Here is a 21,267-nt window from a genome sequence, read left to right as displayed (position 1 = left end):
TTGCTTTCAATATTAATTGTAGGTTAGCTGTGACTTAGATACATTGCGCTGAAGTATATAATGTGGTTAATAATTAAATAATTTAAATTTTCAGAAAGTGGTGTTTAAAAGTAAACAAAAGTATAACTCCATGGTCTACTTTTGTAGAATATGCTTCTGAAGGGAGGTTGACGTTTGGAAGGCAAATTTTTTCGGTGGGTTACGTGGATTGTTTATAGTATAGTGGGTATTTTGCTGGTGGCAGTAGTAGGAAGCGCTATCACACAGGAACCGCTGGTTTTCACAGTCATCAGATCCGGCAGCATGTACCCTGTCCTGGAACGTGGGGATATAGTGCTGATTGCTAAAGTGAGTGAAGCAGATAATACAGCAGAGGGCGATATTATTGTTTTTCGTACTGAGAGTGGAGATTTAGCCTCCCAGGGGTGGATAATTCACAGGATAGTAAAGGGCGATCTGAAGAACGGATTTGTTACCAAGGGTGATGCTAATGATTATACTGATCAGGAGGCTGGTAACAACCCATTGATAAGCCGTAACTGGATAGCGAGCCGGGTGGTCACCATAGATAAAACCCCGGTTAAGATACCATTACTGGGGTACTTGCCTCTTTGGCTTGAAGGACTTCAGAAAAGCCCCTTTCTTTTACCTGGAATCGCAGTCATTTTGGCCATAATAGTGGGCGCAGGTGAGCTAAAAGGTAAAAAGAAAAAACGCAACAAGCGTTTCGACCATTTACTGCTTTACTTTTTCAGCGGGATAACCCTGGCAGTTGTCCTTGCAGCATCAATGATTGCGACCAGTCAGAATATTTCTTTTGAGTATGAAGTATCGACTGATAGGAAGGGAGTAATGATGGACAGCCCGGTTGGAGTTTTACCTATAGGCGAAGTGGTGCATAAACCCATATCAGATTTAGATAATAAAGGCTTTTTCCCAATTTTTGCGTCTATTACAACCAATGACCGCCAAATAACATTTAGCCAGGACAACGCAACTATCCGCCCCGGTGAAAAAATACAAATAAGTATGACAGTAACTGCCAGAGATGTGGGAAAGCATAAGACTTCAATATGGGTAGGCATGTTTTTACCCCTTCTTCCACCTGGTGTAATCAATTATCTGACTCAGAAAAGTTATTGGCTGGCTCTTGCGGCAGCTTCCTGTGTCCCGGCAATCCCTCTGATGGTGTGGCCGCTTTTTGACTATAAGCTGAGGCAGACTATAAAAAAAGAATTCCGGGTAAAAATCAGGAAGGCCGGACGTCTCCTTCAACGATACAGGTTGGTTTAATATGAGTATATTTTATAAAAAGCCGAGGAAATCGGTCATAATATACTAATATCGGATAGCATGACTATACTTGTCAAAATTAACTGAAATTCAAAATGAATAAGAGGCGTAAATAAGATGTCCAGTCTAACCCGAAGCCTGTTTTTAATCACGATGGGCCTCCCGTTACTAGGGGGCCTGTTTTCTTTTGCATGTCAAAAAAAGCCTAAATTAAGCATTATTCTGGGATTCACCTGCTCCAATATTGCCGCCCTAAGCGGATTGGCTGTTGGCATAATGGTGGTATCAACCGGGACATCGGCGCATTTTATGCTGCCCTGGTCATTGTTAAGTGTAGGGCTGGGATTTACGATTGGTCCTTAATGTTCGTGTTTTTCTGGGAGTTAATGTCACTTTCATCTTATTTTCTGGTGGTTTATGATCACTGTAATTTAAGTGTAAGAAAAGCCGGTTTCATTTATTTAGAGATGACCCATATTGGCACTTGCTTATCACAGTGTTGAAAATATCGGTATTATATTAATCGGTCTTGGAGCATCCCTTGTTTTTATTAAAGGGCTGCTTTTTCTTGGCGCCGGTTCAATTGCTCTCCTTGTTTACCATGGCAATTGATGTTGGCATCACAAATCTTACCGGAATCATATCCGGTGTTAATAGCGCCGGATTTGCAGCTAGTTTAGGCGCACCAAAAGTTTTGCCAGCATTTGCAATCAAAAAAACTTGAAAGGTGTTTTTATGCTTGCTGTGAATTATTCAACTTTGAGAGAAAACTTAAAAAAATACTGTAATACTGCTCATTCATTATGAACGCCAAACGAAAAGTGTTTGGCGTTTTATTTGTTCGCCGCGTGCCCAGTTAAGCACGCGTTATCTAACTGGTGAAAGTCCAGTCGGGGTAAGCGCCAAGGCGTCCCGTAGCTAGGATGCCTGCGTAAGGAGAAATCTGTGCATAGAAGCGCATCGGCCAAAGTACCTCTTAGAAAGAGGGCGAGCGAGTTACCAGACTGTAACATTAAGTGAATCTTGCCGCGTCGTCAAAAAGGCCTCGCAAGAGGTTTTAAAAAGAGAAGTGAGCTAATTATTAATGCCGGTTTTTCAATCTATCTAATCACTATTGGGTTAGCTATTGCTACCCTTTTAACAATTATTCTATCAACATTAGCAAGCCCCTATCTACAGAATTCAATCATCATTATCATTGTACATGCCACCTTATGGCTGATGATATTGACTTGGCTCGCCCCAAATTAGTCTTGTCAAAGCTTGGGCGTGAGGTCACGTTGGACAAGCTGGCAGGAGGTTGTCTGAATCAGCCGTCACCTAAACAACAGGCTTCACAGTGTTACGGTATTTGCAGAAATGAAGTCTTCGCACTGGGGGCAAAAAGCGCCAGCCAGTGACCGGCAAAAGTTAGTTGAGGGCAGGCGACGCTAGGCAAACATTATTCAAAAAGTCCGAAGATTGTCCAAAAAGTTCAGAGGAAACAACATTAATAATTAAGAATAGGTACGATAGCTTTTTTACATTAAACAATAAACTCAGATAAACTCAGACAAATTTTAAATTAGCCAGACCAGTTACGGATTGAGGCAAGGGAGGGTTGACTGAAACAAAATAATTTTGTTGGAGGTGTGTTATTGCCTTGGCTGCTCTAAAACTTCATCCGGCAAGCCCGGAAACAGTGGCTACCAGTGCTGAACCTCTGGGGGCTAAGGCTCTCCGCTTTATTACGGGGCAAAATCATTCCATTACATGAACGGCGGTTATGAGGCATGGGAAAAAGCTTAGGTTATTAGGAAAGGAGACTACTAGTGATTAAAGAGAAAAATAATCTGGACGAGGAAAGAAACCCCCTGCTGAGCAGGAGGAAATTCCTGATAGGCGCTGGAGCTTTGGCGACATCCGGTGTGTTGGCTGCCACAGGTCTGGTGGGATGCGGGGCGAAGCAAAAGCCCGCTGGGACTTCAGCTGAAGCGGGCGCAACCCCATTATCTTCCGGTGGTAAAGTACCATGGAAATATCAAAAGTTGGATGTTGAGCTGGTCAGGAAAAGAGGATATGAAGCTTATTTTAAGTATGGCTGAGGTTATGGAGCCGCAGAAGCGTTGCTTCTGACTCTGAGAGAATCATCCGGGGGGCCGTGGAATAATATTCCGATAGAGATGTTCATATATGGCGCTGGTGGAGCATATTCATGGGGAACTTTATGTGGAGCTTTAAACACGAGTATGGCCGTTATGTGTCTTGCTTCAGATAAACATGCCGAAGTTGGCAACGAGTTAATCGGATGGTACACCGAGTTTCCATTCCCGTCCGACAAAATGGATGCTTATTCCCATTTCCCCAAACAGCATCAGACAATATCCAAATCACCTCTGTGCCACGTATCTGTAAGCACGTGGGCCAATGCTGCTGACTCCATTCAAAGGATTAACGAAAAAGCTAAGAAGGATCGCTGTGCCAAGGTTACGGGTGATACAGCTGCCAGGGCAGCAGAACTTCTGAACCAGGCTCTTGAGGGGAAGGTTGTTCCTCTGTATAAGGTTCCTGAGGAATTTAATCACTGTATGCAGTGTCATCAAGGTGAAAAAAGTACTCTGGATAATCAACAGGGAAAAATGAACTGCAATCTATGTCATGGTGTCCCTGACAATCATCCGTCGGAAATTCAGTAATCAACAGGCTTCACAGTGTTACGGTATTTGCAGAAATGAAGTCTTCGCACTGGGGGCAAAAAGCGCCAGCCGGTGACTGGTAAAAGTTAGTTGAGGGCAGGCGACGCTAAGCAAACATTATCCAAAAAGTCCGAAGATTGTCCAAAAAGTTCAGAGGAAACAACATTAATAATTAAGAATTGGTACAATAGCTTTTTAAAATTAAACAATAAACTCAGACAAACTCAGACAAATTTTAAATTAGCCAGACCAGTTACGGATTGGGGCAAGGGCTGTGATAACATGGTCTGAATTGGCTTTTTACGTACCCGCAGGGGGAAGAAAACTGGCAAATAGGGAGGTGAATAGGTGGTGGACAGTCCGTACACCATTTGCAGGCACTGTACCTTTGGGTGATTGAGATAACAGTACTGTTTTAAGGTGTATTGATTGCCAAAAAGTGGCTATATTGTTTAGTGCAACAACCCTTGTAGGCAGGTATCACCGCTTTAGTGGCTCAAGTTAGTATCTGCCAGGCTCATTTGTTCCAACTTGGGTTAAGTCAAACAATATAGGAAGAAAGGTTGTGGAATAGATGCAAAAGGTAATGGGAAAGACCCGCAATAATCAAATTCCGTATGCAATTGCTCTGATATGCGTAATGGTTTTTATTGGTATTATCCTGTTGAAGCAGACACCTAACGTTGCTTCGTACTGGTTTATCGGAATGGTTTTTGGGGTTCTGCTGCAGAGGGGCCGTCTATGCTTTACTGCTCTATGGAGGGATCCGATCCTGACGGGACGAACCGAGAACACCAGGGCAGTGCTTGCTGTTTTAATGTTTATGACAGTATTTTTTGCAGTTATTCAGTATAGCAAGGTAATACAGGGGCAGCCTACACCTGGGCTTATCGCTCCAGCAGGATTGCACACGATTTTCGGGGGAATCATTTTTGGGATTGGCATGGTGATTGCCAGCGGATGCGCTAGTGGGACCCTGTGGAGAGTTGGAGAAGGATTTGTAATGAGTTGGATAACCGTGCCATTCTTTATCATTGGCAGTGTTCTGGGAGCAGGAAGTTTAAATTGGTGGGCTAAGTTTTCCTTTTCCAGATCGGTGACGGTCCATTTACCAACTGTTTTTGGTTGGATCCCGGGTGTTCTTCTTCAGTTGCTTGCTCTTGGGGGACTCTTTTTTCTTGCGGCATGGTGGGATAAAAGGAACAGTATTTGAAAGCCGTGAAAGTTTGAACCTCACAGCCGGTAAATTTGACCCATGTCGTTTTACCATATGAAAAAGGGAGGTGGAAAAATGAGACTTGAAATTAAAAACGGAAGCCAAGATCAGACAAGAACTATACCAATCTGGGAGAGACCTATGTTTAAGAAAATTGTGATTAACCCATGGCCCTACTATGTCGGTTTTTCTCTTCTCGGTATCCTTAATATCATTGCCTTCCTAGCCAACGGAACACCATTAGGTATTTCGACGGCCTATTCCGACTGGGGCACCAAGATTTTTAGGGCTCTGGGGGGAGATCCATCCACATGGTATGCTTATAAGAACCCGGCTGCTTTAAATCGTTCTTTCTTTGCAGATCCTTTGTCTATGCAGAATACGGCTATAATATTGGGCGCCTTGTTTGCTAATCTTCTTGGTTCTAAATTCAAGATTCGGCCTATTAAGTCTTATAAGCAGGTTGTCGGAGCTGTGACTGGTGGTTTACTCATGGGGTATGGTGCTCGGATTGCGATGGGGTGTAATATTGGCGCCTTTTTTAGCGCTATTCCTTCCTTGTCGCTGCATGGATGGTTCTTTTTCGCAGCCCTGGCTGTCGGAGCATTGATTGGGACCAAACTACTTGTCAATTTCTTCTCTTATTAAAAAATAAATCTTGTTGCTACCCGATATTTGCAATAAAGTGGACTAAATTAAAGAAAGGAGATAAATAATGAATAAAAAGGAAAGGTTTGAAGCTGTTCGAAAAAAGCAGGCTCCGGATCATATGCCGGTCTGGCCTCGCGTGATGTCGCAAATGATATTTGGGAAAGGTGTATTGTTACCTGAAGTTACGGGAGAGGATTGTTATGATTCAGATCGAATCACCGAGCTAGTCTTACAAAATATTGAGGGGATAGGATATGATTTAGCCATACCTACCTATATTGACTATGCTTTTGGTGTCCCGCCTCTGGGAGGAAAAATAATGGTCCCTGATAAATTTGGAATTGCAGCAGGGACAACGGAACAACAATCGGTAATGACCAAGGACGATTGGCCGGAAGTTCAGAGGAAGCTAGCCAGGTTTAACCATCGGACTACAGATCCTCGGATGAAAGGGGCACTGGAGGTAATTAAAAACGTTTCCCGGGAGATCGGTGATCATACACCTTTGGTGTCTGCCTACTACGTTGGAACGACTGCAGCGATGTTTTTGTTCCGCCCCAACGAAGCTTTTATGGAGGATTTTTATGAGGATCCAGATTGGGTTGATGAGATGTGTAAGGTGGCAACTGACTGGGCAATGGATTGGGTCCGCGCCCAATATGATGCGGGTTCAAACAGTGTTACGGTGATTGCGGAAACGATGGGGACCTTGATGATGAATCCAAGCATGGGAGAGCGTTTCAATCTCCCCAATATTGCACGTTTAGTGGAAATGGTGAATAAGGAATTCAATCAGGGTGTGTGGCTGCATATACACGGCGATATGAAAAAGCCTGCGTCGTACAGGTATCTTGAGAGGTTAGCTAAAGAGACCGGTATAGAAGGTCTTCATCTTGACGAAAATCATACTTCGGAGTGGGTGAAGGAGAATGTAGTGGACAAATTGGGGATTGGCGCCTGTATTATTACAGATGGTGCGAAGTTAGTGAATGGCACTATAGATGAAATAGATAATGAGGTCAAAGACCAGATATCCGGGATCGGTGATGGGTTAGGGATGATGATGGCTCCGAGCTGTCAGGTATTGCCAGCCACCCCGGATAAAAATTTCAAGGCCTGGGTCGATGCCACCCATAAGTATGGGACATATCCTTTGCAGGGTAAGTAGACAGGTTTACTCTTAAGATAAATAATAATTGTGAGGGGCAGGAATAGAATAATGGAAAACTTGGGACCTTTAAGCAATGCTCTTATTGAGGGAAATCGGAATAAGGTTGTTGAGATGGTAAATGAGGCATTAGAACAAAATGTGGATCCACAAAAGATATTGTCAGAGCAATTGATTCCGGGAATGAATAAGGTTGGGGAGATGATGGCAGAGGGCGAGTTTTTTGTACCCGAGGTTCTCCGCGCTGCAAAGGCGATGGGGAAGGCCTTGGAAATAATAGAGCCCCTGCTCTTGGCTGGACCTAAAGATTCGGCCGGCCTGGTTCTCATTGGATCTGTTTCCGGTGACATTCACGATATTGGGAAAAACTTAGTTTCCTTAATGTTAAAGGGGAGCGGTTTTGAAGTAAGAGATTTAGGAGTTGCGGTATCCACCGATAAATTTATTGATGCGGTAAAGGAGACGGAAGGGACTATCATTCTAGGAATGTCAGCCCTGATAACACCGGTAATGCCGGAGATGCCAAAGGTTATCAAAGCTCTGGAAAAGAATGGTCTTCGCGACAGAGTCAAAGTGATGGTCGGTGGTGCGACAATTACCGAGGAGTTTGCTGATTCAATAGGCGCCGATGGTACGGCCTCCAACGCAGGGGAAACAGTAGCCTTAGCTAAAAGGCTGCTTAATAAGGAGGAATAAAAAATGAGAAGAAAAACTATTATTGGTGTTCTTATCTTGTCGTTACTGGTCGCCGTTTTGGCAGGATGCCAGTCAAATTCACCGAGTAACGATGTTAGTAAGGACGAGCCGACAGCTTCACAAGACGGTCAGGTTATCTCGGATGAAAAAATGAAAATCACTATCGGTTACGCCCCCTTTGGGATGATGTCCACGGCAGTTGCTAAACAAAAGGAATTTTACAAGAAATATCTCCCCAATGTTGAAGTAGAGTGGTTCTTTGGCCTTTACAGTGTACATTTGATTAATAACTGGATTGGCGGTGGGATGGAAATCTCCTATTTAGGAGACATGCCGGCAATTATGCTTCAGGCCAAAAAAGGTGATACTGTTTGGGTTTCCAATGCAAATTATCAGAAAGGAAAGGTAGCAAGTATCTTTGTTCGGAAAGATTTCCCTGGAACATCAGTGAAGGACTTGAATGGCAAGACCATCGCTACTGGCGTGGGGTCTTCCCATCACCGGATTATAGATGTTATTGCCAAGAAGGAGGGTATAACTTATAACTTAGTCAACCAGACACCGGAGGTGGCGATGCCTAACCTGGAATCAGGGAGAATAGACGCTATGATTTTTTGGCCGCCGTACAGTGACATGGCCAGGAAACAAGGTGTTGGCAAGGAACTCCTAGCTGATGCTACAGCATACGAGCCTGAAGTGAATGGCGTTTGGCCTCTTGTGGTTAGCGAGGATTTTGCGGCTAAGCATCCCAAGATCGTTGAAGGTCTTGTAAAAGCTGACCAGGATGTCCACAAATTTATGAAGGAAAATCCAGACGAGGCAGCCGATATCGTTTTCAAAGAACTGGAGCAAAAGATTCCTCTGGATGTCGTAAAGCAGTCCCTGGCTAGTTATGGTTACACAGATAGCTTCGATCAGGAGCACGTCGATACAATGCAAAAGGCGATTGACTTTCTCACTAGCAAGAACCTGCTTGAGAATCCCTTTAAAGCACAGGATTGGGCTGATTTCAGCTATGTCAAAGCAATTAACGGTAATTAGTAGTTAACATGCAAGGAATTCTACTCTTTACCAGTTTGCATACCCTTTTAGCAGTCTGATGAGAGTAGAATTCCTTTGCAACTTTTTTTAAAGGGGTGACTATATCAATGCATGGCTCAGAAAATGTTGAAAAGGATCCTTCAGAGATGAATGCATCAGACTTCTTGGTGCGGAAAAAGGCATCCTTTCTAGAGCGAATTTTTAAACTTGAAAACCTGCTTAAAGTCCTTTCAATTATGCTCCTCTTTGTGTTGTGGTATTTACTGGTAGAATTTAAGATTTATCGTTTTGGCTTTATTCCCCATCCCGTGGAGGTTAAGGAATGGTTTGTTAAATGGGTTCAGCAGCCTGAATTTTGGATCGATATGAAACATACTTTTCTCCGGGTTTGGTTTGGCGTGATCGCTGCGGCAGTAGTTGCCGTTCCCCTTGGTCTATTGATTGGCTGGAAGAAGGTTTTTCGGGATCTTGTTTTCCCTGTGCTGGAAATTCTCCGGCCCATCCCCGGTATTGCCTACATCCCCATGGCAATTCTGTTTCTGCCGGGTGAAGAATTGCCTGTAGCATTTATTGTTTTTGTTGGAGCCTTCTTTCCAATCCTCGTTAATACCATCAATGGTGTTGAACTGATTGATAACGATTATTTTCGGGCGGCAAAATGCCTTGGTTCAAGTGAATTTCAGATCTTCAAGCATGTTGTTGTCCCTGGCGCCCTTCCTTCCATCTCGGTGGGATTGGCTCTCGGAGTAGGTGTAGGGTGGATGGCTTCTGTAGCTGGGGAAATGATTTCCGGGAAATGGGGCCTGGGTTACCGTGTCTGGGAATCTTATACCCTGATTCGCTATCCCCTGATTGTAGTTGGAATGATTGTCATTGGTCTACTTGGCTATTTATCATCAGGTCTACTTCGTTATGGTGCCACTAGGCTAATTCCTTGGCAAAAGAGCTACACTCAATCTCTTGAAGAATTTATTACTGAATAGGCATAGAAAAGAAAGGAGTTTTCGTTGCGATGGCTTATGGGAGTACTCCACTATTAAAGCGTCTGGAGAAAAATGTACTTAATGCATCAAGATTGAGACAGGTTCTATCTGTCGTTCTTTTCCTTCTGGTATGGACCGTCTTCCTGCAGTTAACCCCTGGTTTTGCTCAAGTTCCAAGTCCTTATAAGGTATTTATGGCGTTTTTTACTTTAAAATTTTCGATTTTTCATGATATCGGCCTGAGTTTTTTTCGCATCGGTGTAGGTTTCATCCTCGGTATATTGATAGGATTACCATTTGGGATTTTGATGGGCTACTCAAGGATTTTTAATAACCTGCTCTTTCCGGCGGTTGAGTTAATCCGGCCAATTCCTCCTATTGCATGGATCCCCTTAGCTGTACTTTTTTTCATAAATACGGAAGCGAGGGTTATCTTTCTTACCTTTTACGGAGCATTTTTCCCTATTGTATATAATACTCTTGGGGGCATTTCCTCAGTTGATATCCGGTATGCAAGAGCAGCAATTTCCTTTGGGGTTAACAAGAGACAGCTTCTGCAGAAAGTGATTCTTCCTTCAGCCATGCCCCAGATATTTGCTGGTCTTAAAATTGCCATCGCTATTACCTGGCTGATGGTTGTGGCATCAGAGATGATTGTGGCTCGAGGGGGACTGGGATATATGGTGTGGTACAACCATACTGTGATGAATTATCCAATGGTCATTCTAGGAATGGGAATCATTGGGGCTTGCGGTGCATTATGTAGTGTCGCCATAGACTTCATTGGGAAAAGGTTCATGCGGTGGCGGGAGATCTTTTAGGGTGTTAAACAAAGGTCAATTGATTTATAAACGAAGAGGAATAGGAGGCTCTTATGGCTGAGAATAAACAACAGAGCAGAGTAATCTTTGAAAAGGTTCATAAAACAGCCAAAACGAAGGATAAGATTATACCGGTTTTAAGAGACTGTTCTTTTGAGCTCGAACCAGGGAAATTAACGGCCCTTTTAGGTCCTTCGGGAAGTGGCAAGACAACCATTAACAACCTGATTGCAGGATATGCAAGTCCCGACAGCGGTAAGGTCACCATTGATGGGAAGTTAGTCACCGAACCTAGCTGGGAGCGTTTGGTTATGTTTCAGGAGTCGGCGCTATTTCCCTGGTTAACCTGTTACGAAAACGTTATGTTTGGTCCTTCAATCCGGAAGTTCATCACGCAGGAAGAGAGCCATAATGAGGCCCTTAAGCTTTTGGAAAAGGTTGGTTTGAATGGTTTCGAGCATAAGTATCCCAGTCAGCTTAGCGGTGGTATGCAGCGACGTGCTGAACTGGCTCGAGTGCTGATCAATCGCCCCAAGGTAATGTTGATGGACGAACCTTTCCGTGGTCTCGATGCTATGACACGTAAGATTATGCAGGACTATTACCTGAAGCTGTTTGAAGAAAATCCAATCACTAACCTTTTTACCACGTCTGAGCTGGAGGAGGCCATCTACTTGGCTGATACTCTCATCATAATTACCAATAGGCCTGCAAGAGTCAAAAAGGTGATTAAAGTTAATCTGCCGAGACCGAGATTGGATGATGTGTTAATTTCTGAAGAATTCCGTCAGATTAAGGAGGAGGCCCTCGAACTCCTTCATGAAGAGGTTGTCAAAGCCACACGTAAGAGCAGTAAGGTTGATAATGCTAAACCAGCGTGACAGACTTATTATCCCGAAAGGAGATTTTTCATATGGCGAAAGATGGTCAGAAACAACCTGAGTACGGCCATATTAAAATTGATAACGTGGGGAAAATATATGACCCTGAGGGAATTCATGTTGTCGCAGTTGAAAATTTTAGTATGGAGATTAAAGCGGGAGAATTTATGGTAATTGTAGGTCCTTCAGGATGTGGCAAGACAACACTCCTTAACGCCATTGCAGGATTTAGCAATCTTACCAGCGGAAACATCTATCTTGACGGTCAGATCATCGCCTCTCCAAAAATTGTTCAAAAGCCAGGGGCTGACCGTACAGTGGTCTTTCAAAATGGTTCTTTATTTCCGTGGAAAACAGTGATAAATAATTTAATCTATGGTCCTGTAATCCAGAACAAAATGTCCAGGGATCAGGCTGTGGATGAGGCAAGGGAAATTATGGCTAACTTGGGTATCACCAGGGATATTGAAGACTTATACCCCGGCAACCTTTCTTCCGGTATGTTGCGCCAGATTGAGATTATCCGGGCTTTGATTAATAAGCCGAAAGTTCTCCTGATGGACGAACCATTCAGGGCTTTGGACAGCACGACGAAGAGTTACATTCACGAATATCTTCTTGAAGTTTTTGAGATGACAAGGACCAGTATTTTCTTTATCACCCATGACCTTGATGAGGCTATTTTTCTTGCAGACCGGGTTGGTATCATGACTACTCGACCTGGGACCTTGAAGTCAATCATTAATGTTGATATTCCCAGGCCAAGAGGTATTAAAGCCCTTGCCAGTAAGAAATATATGGATTATAAACGTGAGGCATGGGAGGCTGTGCGTGAAGAGAGCATGAAAGCCTTTGAAGCTGGGGAGCGGGAGCTTGCTTAAGCTAATTAGTCTTGATGGGGAGGTGTATTTAGAAAGTTATATTTATGGCTTTTATAGGACCATATATTAGAAGGGAGATTTTTTAATGGTAAATGAAATAAAATCTGATAAGCAGGTTGACGTTAGAGATATGAATTGCCCTATGCCACTCATTAAGACGCAAAATACGATGAAAGAATTGCAGCCAGGCCAAATCCTGGAAGTTTTAACAACAGATCCCACGGCCACGAAATCGATTCCAATTTATGCTAAGAAGTCAGGCCATGAGCTGTTAGGAATGATTGAGGATGAAGACGGGTCTTATAGGCTGTTTTTAAAGAAGAGCTAGTCAACTGGCTTGAAGCTTAGCTAGGAGAGCAGAATTATTAAACAAACATTTGAGGGAAGGAAGGTGTTCGTCTTGGCACTTCAAATTCTGTTTTTTACAGCTGGATGTCCTCGTTCTCAAATTACGGGGAAAAATTTAAAAAAGGCTGTTGATCAGATGGGGCTTGATGCCACCATAGAAATGATTGATGATCCTAAACTTCATAAGGAGCATGGGGTTTCGGCTTTTCCCGGAATCAAGATTGATGGACAGATTTTAAATGAGGGAGATTTCCGGTCTGTTGAAGAATGCAAGGAAATTTTGTCTGAATTCTTAAACAGCTAAGTAAGGCTCATTCCTCAGCCAAAACCTGGCGGGTAGGATATCAGACCGGGGAAGAAGTCTTTAATGGGATGAGACGGGCCCGCTAACAAGAATGGAAGTGAGATTGATGCTCGATAATAAGGAACGGGAAGAAAAACAGATCACTAGGCAAGAAGTGCGGGAAAAAGCCAGAAAGACATACCTTGGAGGGAGTAACTGAGATAGCAGTTGCCTGCAAGTTTTGCAGGAAGCGCTATCTTTGGACCCGGACAAACCAATTGATTGGGCAGGATACCAAATTAATGTTAGCGAGAACTGTGAATTGTTTACTTGTAAGGCTGTAGCTGCAGGGGCTAATATCATTTCTCAATATATTTTAAAAATGCATGGTGGAACCATATTGCCGGAAGACATGCCCAAAGTGATGGAAGATATCGAAGGGCATGTTGAACTGCTATTAGATAATGTTAGAGATAAAGTTGGTACTACATACTGTCAACAGATTCTGGGTTTTGATCCGATGCAATATGAAAAGTATTCCGAAGAGATTCAGGAGCAAATTGAATTGGGCGAATGGATGGAAACCTGTGCCTGTTGTATCGAAACTGTAGTGGATAGTGTCTACAAACAATTCAAACAGTCGTAATTTATTGTAATTGGAGGTTAAAGAATGAAAATAAATTTTTTGGGAACGGCAGGACTTGTGCCTGGGGGATTAGGTCTAAATGTAACTGCAAAACGTTGTCAGTTGGTAATGTTGATTGATGATGATTATTTGTTGGAAACAGGAGATGGTGCATTAAGAAATATTAATGCATTTGGAGTGGATTTGAATAATATTAAGAGGATTATGATTTCTCATAAACATTCGGACCACTTTATCGGTATCGTTCATGTTCTTTTTGACATGATGAACGTCAGAAATAGAAAAGAACCTTTGGAAATCATTGGTCCCCAGGGGATTGAAAAGGCAACACGAGGGTTAATGAGTCTGTGTGAACTGCCGGTGGCAAACGATGAGCAAAGGGGATATCAGTTAATATTCAGGGAATTAGGGAATTCAGAAGCGTTTGATGATATTCAAACGGTAAAGGGTGAACATCCCTCGGAAGCTCACGCTTACCGAATAACGAGAAACGGCAAGTCAATTTTTTATAATGGGGAATCCTCATATACAGACGAAGTTATTAAGCTGGCACAAGGGGCCGACTTATTTATCAGTACGGTAGTAGTCACTGAACCTCATGATTTTCATATCTCCCCAGCAGAGTTAGGTCGTGCTGCCACTGCGGCTGGCGTAAAACGTTTGGCAGTTGTACACTGGCCTACCGAATATGAAGAGAGAAAAGATGATTTCAAAAAATTAATAGAAGAACATTTTGCAGGTGAAGTAATTGTTCCTGATGATTTTACCGTAATAGAAGTATAGAAGCATTCATTGAATAAATGCTTTATATGGGTGCTTTGAGAACTTTAAGGGTTTAGTTTTGGCACTAACTCTAATCTTCTTTTAATTTGGCCCTACCAGGGCCTATCTTTTTTTGCTGTTTGGTCATACCCAGGGAAATTTGAGCTGTATTTAAGGAGTTGGTTTTATGGATATTTTGCTTTTTGGAGGATTTCTGGGCTCTGGTAAAACTTCAGTGATACTACAATTGGCTAAGTACCTGATAGAAACCAGAAATGAAACTGTTGCCATTATTGAAAATGAAATCGGGCAAACAGGTATTGATGATCAGGTTATAGCTCAACAGGGCTTAAAAGTGAAGGGTGTATTTGCCGGGTGTGTATGCTGCCAGATTACGGGCGAACTTGTCGCTGCTATTGATGAAATTCATACAACTGTAAATCCTGACTGGCTGATTATTGAAACTACGGGATTAGCTGTTCCCAGGAAAATAGTTACTTTATTGCAGAATCAGTGCAGGAGCTTCGAGGCACTTAAAACTATTGTGTTAACAGATGTATCCAGGTGGACGGCAATAATGGAGGTAGTCGAGCCCCTTGTAGTTTCACAAATTGAGGCTGCAGACGTGATTATTATTAATAAGGTGGATTTAGCCAGCGAAGATACTATTCGGGCATTAAAAAATGATTTGGAGCAAATAAATCAAAATGCAGCTATCTTCGAATTAAACGCTGATAATGGCATAGACGAAGTGAAGCTGAGGGGGTTGGTACAGCTATGAGTGATGAAGGGGCCAAAGTTGTCAGCCGAAGCTTAAGCTGTATTTTTGATAAACCAATTACCGGAACAATAATTGCTGACGAGATGAATAAGATTCTAAATCACTTGGGTCAACACCTGAATTACAGGGGCAAAATTATTGGACACCTGAAGATTATGGCTGAAGCTGGTGGGGAATACGTTCAAATGTCCCTGACCAGTTTACCCGATATTACCACTAGATCTGGTCCGGCTTGGTTTGACAAATCATACGAACAGGTTGCTTTAATATGTAATATTATAGTCTTTGGCTACGAAAAAAATAGGCTTGAAATGCTGCTGGAGGAAGGCCTCAGCCAATCTGTTTTTAAAAAACTGCACTGCATGCCGAATAAAACAAAACAAGAATATCCTACTTTCATCCAGAAAGTTCGGGGGTAAATTGTTCAGAAATACAGTATTTATAAAAGAAGCCAGTCATTTTATCAGCTTACAAATTGATATTAAGGAAGGCGAAGAATTATGAAAATGGAGGTGAGGAAATAAGGTAAGGTATTTATAAAATACTGTTAGGAGGTAATTTGATGGGCGTTATTTCGATTGGACTGTTTGTGCTTGCGGTTATTTCAGGGATGCTCGGACTGGGAGTAGCCTTTGCCGCAATTCCATTTTTATCGTTTTTTCTTCCGGATCTTGTACACCAGGTTCAACCATTAAGCTTATTGTTGAATGGGATAACGGCGTTGTTTGCGGTATTCGGGTTTGCCAAAAGCGGTTATATTGTTTGGAAAAAAGCACTTGGACTGGCTGCTGTAGCTACAATAGCAGCTCCGGTTGGGTCATATTTGGCTCAATTTATTTCCCCAACGTATATTTGGGTTGTGTACCTTGCTTCCGTAACCTTTTTGGTATATAGGATCTTTAAACCTGTAAAAAGCAAGGTAGATAGAAAAGATGCTAAGTCAATGATTGCTGCTACGTCTGATTCACCAGTACTTGAAAAAAGCGAAGAATTCGATGAAAACAGAAGCTTTAAGTTGGCACTTATGTTAGCTATTCCTATTTCTATCCTCAGTGGTCTTTTGGGAGTAGGTCCGGGGTTTTTACTAATGCCTACGCTAATTATCCTGGGTTTTGAGCCAAAGATGGCAGCCGGGATAAATGCGTTTGCAGTATGTCCACCTTCTTTTTCGGCGCTAATTCCTCATTTGAGCACGGCTCAGTGGGACTTCCGTTTAACGGCGGTATTGTTAGTACTTGGTGCGATAGGCTCCTTTATTGGTGCAAGAATTACCAGTGTTTACGTTTCTGGTCAAAAACTAAAGAAGGGTTTTGGGATTTTAATAGTTATAATGACAGCATACAAATTAGTTACCATTCTCACGTAAGTAAAAAAACGTACGGTTGAAAACGGATCATGCTTTCTGGAAATATAAAAACTTCAACAAGAATAATTAATAAGGGAGGACATCATGAGTGAATTTAAGCCTTTAACACAGGCAATAATCGATGGAAAAGTAGCTGAAGTTGTAAAACTGGTGCAAGAGGCCTTGGACGATGGCATGGGTGCACAGGCGATTTTATCTGATTTAATGATTCCCGGGATGAACCATGTGGGGGAATTGATGGCCGAAGAAGAGTATTTTATTCCGGATGTTTTACTTTCTGCCAAAGCAATGAGGGCGGGTGTGGAGTTATTAGAACCACTTTTGGCGGCCGAGGAAAGCCAGACATTGGGGCATGTAATCCTAGGTACTGTAGAAGCGGATATTCACGATATTGGCAAAAACATGGTGGCTATGCTGTTAAAGGGATCAGGCTTTTCTGTGCAAGATTTGGGAATATCCGTTACCAGTGATAAGTTTTTGGAAGCGGTTGCTTCTTCTGAAGGAACAGTGATTCTTGGAATGTCTGCGCTGATTACGCCGGTCTTGGATGAAATGCCCAAAACTATCCAGGCTATTGAAAAAGCGGGACTTCGTGATCGAGTCAAAATAATTATTGGTGGTGCACCTATAACAGAAGAATTTGCTGAGGAAATCGGAGCTGACGGTACTGCAAAAGACGCGGCAAGTGCTGTTACGCTGTCCAAAAAGCTACTAGCTTAATGGCTGTTCAGAAACTATTTAATTAAAAGAAAGGGAAGTGAATTAACTTGGCACAAGAGGCTAAAACAACGATAAGTTCGGCATCGCGCGAAGTAACAATTGCACGGAGCATGCCAACAACTATAATAGGCGAACGGATAAATCCCACTGGGCGAAAGAGGCTACAGACGGAACTGAAAGAGGGCAACTTTGACACAGTTCGGCAGGACGCAGTGGCGCAGGTTGAAGCAGGTGCAGCAATTCTGGATGTTAATGCCGGAGTTCCAGGTGTGGACGAAGCTGTTTTGTTAGTAGACTTGATAAAAGTCATTAGGGAAGTAACTGATGTTCCTCTCTGCATAGACACCGCTAGTTTTAAAGCTTTAGAGGCGGCCCTGAAAGTTTATGACGGAAAAGCCCTGGTTAATTCCGTTAATGCAGAGGAAGACAAGCTGCGCAATATTCTGCCCCTCATTGCCGAACATGGTGCGGCGGTAATTGGATTAACGCTGGACAACGAAGGAATTCCCAAAACTGTGGATAAGCGGCTGTTTCTAGCCGAAAAAATTATTAAACGGGCGGAAATAGAAGGTATTTCTGTTGAGAATATAATAATTGACCCGTTGGCCTTGTCAATGGGAACTGAAGAGGATGCAGGCTTAATAGTAATGAAGTCTATTGAAGAGATTATCAAGCAGTTTGGCGTAAATATTACGTTGGGTGCCAGTAATATTTCGTTTGGCCTGCCTGATCGTCCTTCAATTAATTCTACTTTTATGGCAATGGCCATATACAGCGGACTGACTTGTCCGATTACAAATCCACTTGAAGAACAAGTGAAAAAGACCATCCTTGCTGCGGACCTGTGTAAGGGTACGGACGAAAATGCAAGGAACTGGTTGTCTGCTTACCGAAAAAGTAAGAAAAATGGATAGGAGAAAGGCTTTGCAGTAACGACGGTGAATCTAGAATAAAGGAGGCATTGGCATGAACACAAAGGAAATATTAGAGCAATTAAAGGAAGCTGTTGTTAAAGGGAACATTAATACGGCAGAAATTTTTCGTGAGGCTCTGGCAGGGGATATTTCTAGTGAAGAAATAATGAGTGAAGCATTGGTACCTGCCTTAAGGGAGGTGGGCATGCTTATGCAGGATGAGGAATATGGCTTTCCTGAGGTAATGGGGTCTATGAAAGCTCTGGACCCGGTATTACAAGCTTTACAAGCGGAATACCAAGATGAACCGATTGCGGAAGATATTGCCGTTTGGGAGGGAGACGGCGAACTTTTCGTGTTGGGAGAGTACTTGGTTGAGTTTGTGGCGAAAGCGGAAGGTCTTAAAGGCGAAAATCTGTTACTGTTGATTGATGAGTGTTCGGAAGGACTGCGGGCGCAGGTTGGGCTTCCGTGTAAGAAACAGGCGGATTCAACAAAAAAGTCTTAATTTAAATTCGAAGGGGGTTTTACGATAATGAAAACGATGACTAAAAAAGAACGATTGGCTGCGGTGGATTCATTTCAAGAACCTGATGTGATGCCAGTATTCCCGCGCATTATGGCCCAGGCCATCTATGCCAAGGGCTGGAAGCTAAGCGACATAACAACTCAAACCGACATGGACGGAGAAAAAGTAGCGGACGCCATCTTAACTTCTCTGAAAGAAGTGGATTATGACCTGGCATTTGGCACCTATACCGACCATGGCTTTGGTGTTCCGGTGCTGGGAGGAGTTCTGGAAATCCCAGAAAAATTTGGGGTGAGTGTGAGTATTAAGAAACCACCGGTTGAGAAAAGAGAGGACTGGTCGGAAGTTAAGAAAAAACTTCCTCTTGACCCTTTGAAAGATGGACGCTGCAGGGGAGCGCTTGAGTCTATCAAGATCGTGTCTAAAGAAGTAGGCGACCATACCCCGATTTTTGCCAGCTATTACACAGGAATTACTGCTGCCAACATTTTGTTTCGTAAATTGGAAGATTTGACCATTGATGCCATGGAAGTGCCTGAATTGGTAGATGAGATGTGCCGTGTAGCTACCGAGTTTTGCAAGGATTGGATTAGAGCTCAATATGAAGCCGGCTGTAACAGTTTTTGCTATCTGGGAGATCATTTTGGAACCGATCTAATGTCTCCTAAGATGGGCGAGCGTTTCATTCTGCCTTACATCGCTGATACTGTAGCGATGGTAAAAAAAGAATTTGGACAGAAAACTTATCTGCACATTCATGGCAATTTTAAAGGTCCTAAATCGTACCAGCTCCTGGAAAAACTGGTTAAAGAAGCGGGGGTAGCGGGAATACACCTAGATGAGAAACATGACCCCCAATGGATTAAGGAAAATATAATAGAGAAATTGAAAGTACCTGCTGGTATTATCGTCCATGGCGCTAATCCGATCGTTTCTGGTCCTGTAGAAAAAATTGATCAACATGTAAAGGAAGCCATTGAAACTATTGGTACGCCGGGACTGGGTTATTTCATGGCTCCAAGCTGTCAGATTTTGCCGGATACATCTAATAAACACTTTAAGGCCTGGGTTGATGCTACTCATAAATACGGCAGCTATCCACTCGCAAGTAAGGGCTAGGATTAATAAGTATACTTAATGAAGCTTATTTTGACGCAAAACCAGAGGAGGAAAGGGTGCAAAGCGAATGAGCGCCGTTCTATTTATAATTGTTCTAGTGACATCGTTCGTGTTTGCCATGCTTGGCCTAGGTGGTGGCATGGTTTATGTTCCCATGCTGAAGTGGGCTGGCCTGGATTTAAAACAGATGGCGATTCCATTGGGGTTACTTTTGAACGGCTTGAACACCTTACTAGTACTTATTCCTTACCACCGGGCTAGGTTGGTAGATTATCAGGGTTCCTGGCCGATGGGACTGATGGCAATGCTGCTGGCACCTGTAGGTGCTTATGTTACAAAATTTGTGTCAAATAAGTTCTTAATTATTTTCTTCACTGTCGCTGTGTTAGCTGCTGCGCTTAAGATACTCAATGATGTATTAAGGCCTTTTTGGCAAAAAAAATATTTGGTGGCTACCGATGTAGCCGTTGAAACCTTGCAGCAAAGGCCTCCGTTGGATGAAACTGGGACAGAAATTTTGATGCCAATAAGAAAGAGAATGCTTTTTGGAGGCGCTTTGGGAGCGGGTATTGGTTTCCTGGGAGGGCTTTTGGGGGTAGGGGGCGGATTTATTGTTGCTCCGGTCCTGATGACTATGGGGTATCCTACTAAACAGGCAGCAGCAACCACAGCTTTTGTAGTTACCTTTTCTTCGTTTTCTGGATACTTGGGCCACATGGCCGGGGGTCAGGTGTTTACTTGGCTAATGTTGTGGCTGGTAGTAGCGGTCGCAATTGGGTCCCAGTTAGGCGGTAATTTTATGGCTAAAAAAGCTAAGCCAGCGTGGGTAAAAAGTATCTATGGGGTTATTTTACTTCTAATTTCAGCGAAATTGATAGTTGAAATGGTGGCTAGATGAATTCTATGTATCAAGGTATAAAAAGGAAGTTTTTATACCACTAACATTATTATATTAGAATATAATGCCAATAAATAATGAGCTGGGATTAGGGGAAGGAACAAACCTTGAAGACAATACCAAGGCAAAGATGTGGTTGAAACAGTTAAGACCAAGGACCTTACAGAAATCCTTTGGGAAAGTGTGCAAAAGGTGAAACTATCAACTCTCTTTAATAAAATCTTGGAAGGTTGGAAGATGGGAAAAATGCAAGAGATAATAACTTCTAGTAATTTATTTTCACTGCCACAAAATAAAACCAATTATATTCCAATAGATATTCACGATATTTCTAAGATCGGAAATTTCAAAAAGAGAGGAGCAAAAAAAGCAATCTGCTGGTTGCTCTCTAAAGCGCCACATTCGGGCGAGGAAATAGCAGATCATTTTGGAATTTCTCGTGAATTGGTTAAAGGATTGCTTACGGAACTAACCAAAGCCAATTTAGTGGTAAATGTATCCATGCATTCATCTAAATATTATTTGAAGTCACAAAATGACAGTAAGAAAAAAGATACAAGCCTTTAAGTAGAGGCCTATCCTTTTTGAAAAAGTG

The 21,267-nt window shown here is 42.7% G+C and carries 25 protein-coding genes and 1 pseudogene; all 26 read left to right on the top strand.

What is annotated here, in order from left to right:
- Positions 1 to 174: 174 nt before the first annotated feature.
- The 26 genes and pseudogenes from Ga0451573_RS07285 (at position 175) to Ga0451573_RS07160 (ending at position 21,239) form a co-directional block, all read left to right on the top strand.
- Entirely contained in the window at positions 175 to 1,293 is a 1,119-nt protein-coding gene (locus Ga0451573_RS07285; RefSeq protein ID WP_231683228.1) for a signal peptidase I, read from the top strand.
- Between the two features lie 117 nt (positions 1,294 to 1,410).
- The gene (locus tag Ga0451573_RS07280; RefSeq protein WP_231683227.1) at positions 1,411 to 1,656 is read left to right on the top strand and encodes a hypothetical protein; all 246 of its coding nucleotides are present in this window, start codon (positions 1,411 to 1,413) and stop codon (positions 1,654 to 1,656) included.
- Between the two features lie 114 nt (positions 1,657 to 1,770).
- Positions 1,771 to 1,905, top strand: coding sequence for a hypothetical protein (locus Ga0451573_RS19745; RefSeq protein ID WP_269438147.1), 135 nt, complete (start codon positions 1,771 to 1,773; stop codon positions 1,903 to 1,905).
- 1,199 nt (positions 1,906 to 3,104) lie between these two features.
- Entirely contained in the window at positions 3,105 to 3,377 is a 273-nt protein-coding gene (locus Ga0451573_RS07275; protein ID WP_231683226.1) for a hypothetical protein, read from the top strand.
- Between the two features lie 21 nt (positions 3,378 to 3,398).
- Positions 3,399 to 3,968, top strand: coding sequence for a C-GCAxxG-C-C family protein (locus Ga0451573_RS07270; RefSeq protein WP_231683225.1), 570 nt, complete (start codon positions 3,399 to 3,401; stop codon positions 3,966 to 3,968).
- Between the two features lie 574 nt (positions 3,969 to 4,542).
- Positions 4,543 to 5,832: pseudogene (locus Ga0451573_RS19740) on the top strand (YeeE/YedE family protein).
- A gap of 67 nt (positions 5,833 to 5,899) precedes the next feature.
- Positions 5,900 to 7,003: a uroporphyrinogen decarboxylase family protein gene (locus Ga0451573_RS07255; protein WP_231683222.1), complete on the top strand. Its 1,104-nt coding sequence runs from the start codon at positions 5,900 to 5,902 to the stop codon at positions 7,001 to 7,003.
- A 51-nt stretch (positions 7,004 to 7,054) separates the two neighbouring features.
- Positions 7,055 to 7,699 carry a corrinoid protein gene (locus tag Ga0451573_RS07250; RefSeq protein ID WP_231683221.1) on the top strand — a complete coding sequence of 215 codons (645 nt, stop codon included), beginning with the start codon at positions 7,055 to 7,057 and terminating at the stop codon, positions 7,697 to 7,699.
- Positions 7,700 to 7,702: 3 nt separating this feature from the next.
- Positions 7,703 to 8,740: an ABC transporter substrate-binding protein gene (locus Ga0451573_RS07245; protein WP_231683220.1), complete on the top strand. Its 1,038-nt coding sequence runs from the start codon at positions 7,703 to 7,705 to the stop codon at positions 8,738 to 8,740.
- A gap of 107 nt (positions 8,741 to 8,847) precedes the next feature.
- Positions 8,848 to 9,723 carry an ABC transporter permease gene (locus Ga0451573_RS07240; RefSeq protein ID WP_231683219.1) on the top strand — a complete coding sequence of 292 codons (876 nt, stop codon included), beginning with the start codon at positions 8,848 to 8,850 and terminating at the stop codon, positions 9,721 to 9,723.
- A 29-nt stretch (positions 9,724 to 9,752) separates the two neighbouring features.
- Positions 9,753 to 10,544: an ABC transporter permease gene (locus Ga0451573_RS07235; RefSeq protein ID WP_231683218.1), complete on the top strand. Its 792-nt coding sequence runs from the start codon at positions 9,753 to 9,755 to the stop codon at positions 10,542 to 10,544.
- Between the two features lie 53 nt (positions 10,545 to 10,597).
- Positions 10,598 to 11,425, top strand: coding sequence for an ABC transporter ATP-binding protein (locus Ga0451573_RS07230; protein WP_231683217.1), 828 nt, complete (start codon positions 10,598 to 10,600; stop codon positions 11,423 to 11,425).
- A gap of 32 nt (positions 11,426 to 11,457) precedes the next feature.
- The gene (locus tag Ga0451573_RS07225) at positions 11,458 to 12,306 is read left to right on the top strand and encodes an ABC transporter ATP-binding protein (protein WP_231683216.1); all 849 of its coding nucleotides are present in this window, start codon (positions 11,458 to 11,460) and stop codon (positions 12,304 to 12,306) included.
- Positions 12,307 to 12,391: 85 nt separating this feature from the next.
- A complete protein-coding gene (locus tag Ga0451573_RS07220) occupies positions 12,392 to 12,634 on the top strand; it encodes a sulfurtransferase TusA family protein (protein ID WP_231683215.1) in 243 nt (80 codons plus the stop codon).
- 72 nt (positions 12,635 to 12,706) lie between these two features.
- A complete protein-coding gene (locus tag Ga0451573_RS07215) occupies positions 12,707 to 12,958 on the top strand; it encodes a thioredoxin family protein (protein WP_231683214.1) in 252 nt (83 codons plus the stop codon).
- 238 nt (positions 12,959 to 13,196) lie between these two features.
- Positions 13,197 to 13,583: a hypothetical protein gene (locus Ga0451573_RS07210; RefSeq protein WP_231683213.1), complete on the top strand. Its 387-nt coding sequence runs from the start codon at positions 13,197 to 13,199 to the stop codon at positions 13,581 to 13,583.
- A gap of 24 nt (positions 13,584 to 13,607) precedes the next feature.
- Positions 13,608 to 14,366 carry an MBL fold metallo-hydrolase gene (locus tag Ga0451573_RS07205; protein WP_231683212.1) on the top strand — a complete coding sequence of 253 codons (759 nt, stop codon included), beginning with the start codon at positions 13,608 to 13,610 and terminating at the stop codon, positions 14,364 to 14,366.
- 166 nt (positions 14,367 to 14,532) lie between these two features.
- A complete protein-coding gene (locus Ga0451573_RS07200) occupies positions 14,533 to 15,126 on the top strand; it encodes a GTP-binding protein (protein ID WP_231683211.1) in 594 nt (197 codons plus the stop codon).
- Positions 15,123 to 15,545, top strand: a complete 423-nt coding sequence (locus Ga0451573_RS07195; protein WP_231683210.1) for a hypothetical protein — start codon at positions 15,123 to 15,125, stop codon at positions 15,543 to 15,545. Before Ga0451573_RS07200 ends, Ga0451573_RS07195 begins: the two co-directional genes overlap by 4 nt.
- A gap of 143 nt (positions 15,546 to 15,688) precedes the next feature.
- A complete protein-coding gene (locus tag Ga0451573_RS07190; RefSeq protein WP_231683209.1) occupies positions 15,689 to 16,492 on the top strand; it encodes a sulfite exporter TauE/SafE family protein in 804 nt (267 codons plus the stop codon).
- A gap of 84 nt (positions 16,493 to 16,576) precedes the next feature.
- The gene (locus Ga0451573_RS07185) at positions 16,577 to 17,212 is read left to right on the top strand and encodes a cobalamin B12-binding domain-containing protein (RefSeq protein ID WP_231683208.1); all 636 of its coding nucleotides are present in this window, start codon (positions 16,577 to 16,579) and stop codon (positions 17,210 to 17,212) included.
- Between the two features lie 110 nt (positions 17,213 to 17,322).
- Positions 17,323 to 18,126 carry a dihydropteroate synthase gene (locus Ga0451573_RS07180; RefSeq protein WP_231683271.1) on the top strand — a complete coding sequence of 268 codons (804 nt, stop codon included), beginning with the start codon at positions 17,323 to 17,325 and terminating at the stop codon, positions 18,124 to 18,126.
- 52 nt (positions 18,127 to 18,178) lie between these two features.
- On the top strand, positions 18,179 to 18,634 hold the full coding sequence (locus Ga0451573_RS07175; RefSeq protein ID WP_231683207.1) for a B12-binding domain-containing protein: 456 nt from the start codon (positions 18,179 to 18,181) through the stop codon (positions 18,632 to 18,634).
- A 27-nt stretch (positions 18,635 to 18,661) separates the two neighbouring features.
- Complete coding sequence (locus Ga0451573_RS07170; RefSeq protein WP_231683206.1) at positions 18,662 to 19,774, top strand: uroporphyrinogen decarboxylase family protein; 1,113 nt, start codon at positions 18,662 to 18,664, stop codon at positions 19,772 to 19,774.
- Between the two features lie 67 nt (positions 19,775 to 19,841).
- Positions 19,842 to 20,672, top strand: coding sequence for a sulfite exporter TauE/SafE family protein (locus tag Ga0451573_RS07165; protein WP_231683205.1), 831 nt, complete (start codon positions 19,842 to 19,844; stop codon positions 20,670 to 20,672).
- A 237-nt stretch (positions 20,673 to 20,909) separates the two neighbouring features.
- Complete coding sequence (locus Ga0451573_RS07160; RefSeq protein ID WP_231683204.1) at positions 20,910 to 21,239, top strand: hypothetical protein; 330 nt, start codon at positions 20,910 to 20,912, stop codon at positions 21,237 to 21,239.
- The last annotated feature ends 28 nt before the right edge of the window (positions 21,240 to 21,267 follow it).

This window comes from Phosphitispora fastidiosa (assembly GCF_019008365.1).
GTDB lineage: Bacteria > Bacillota > Thermincolia > Thermincolales > UBA2595 > Phosphitispora > Phosphitispora fastidiosa.
This window is presented reverse-complemented; position numbering and strand designations above follow the sequence as displayed.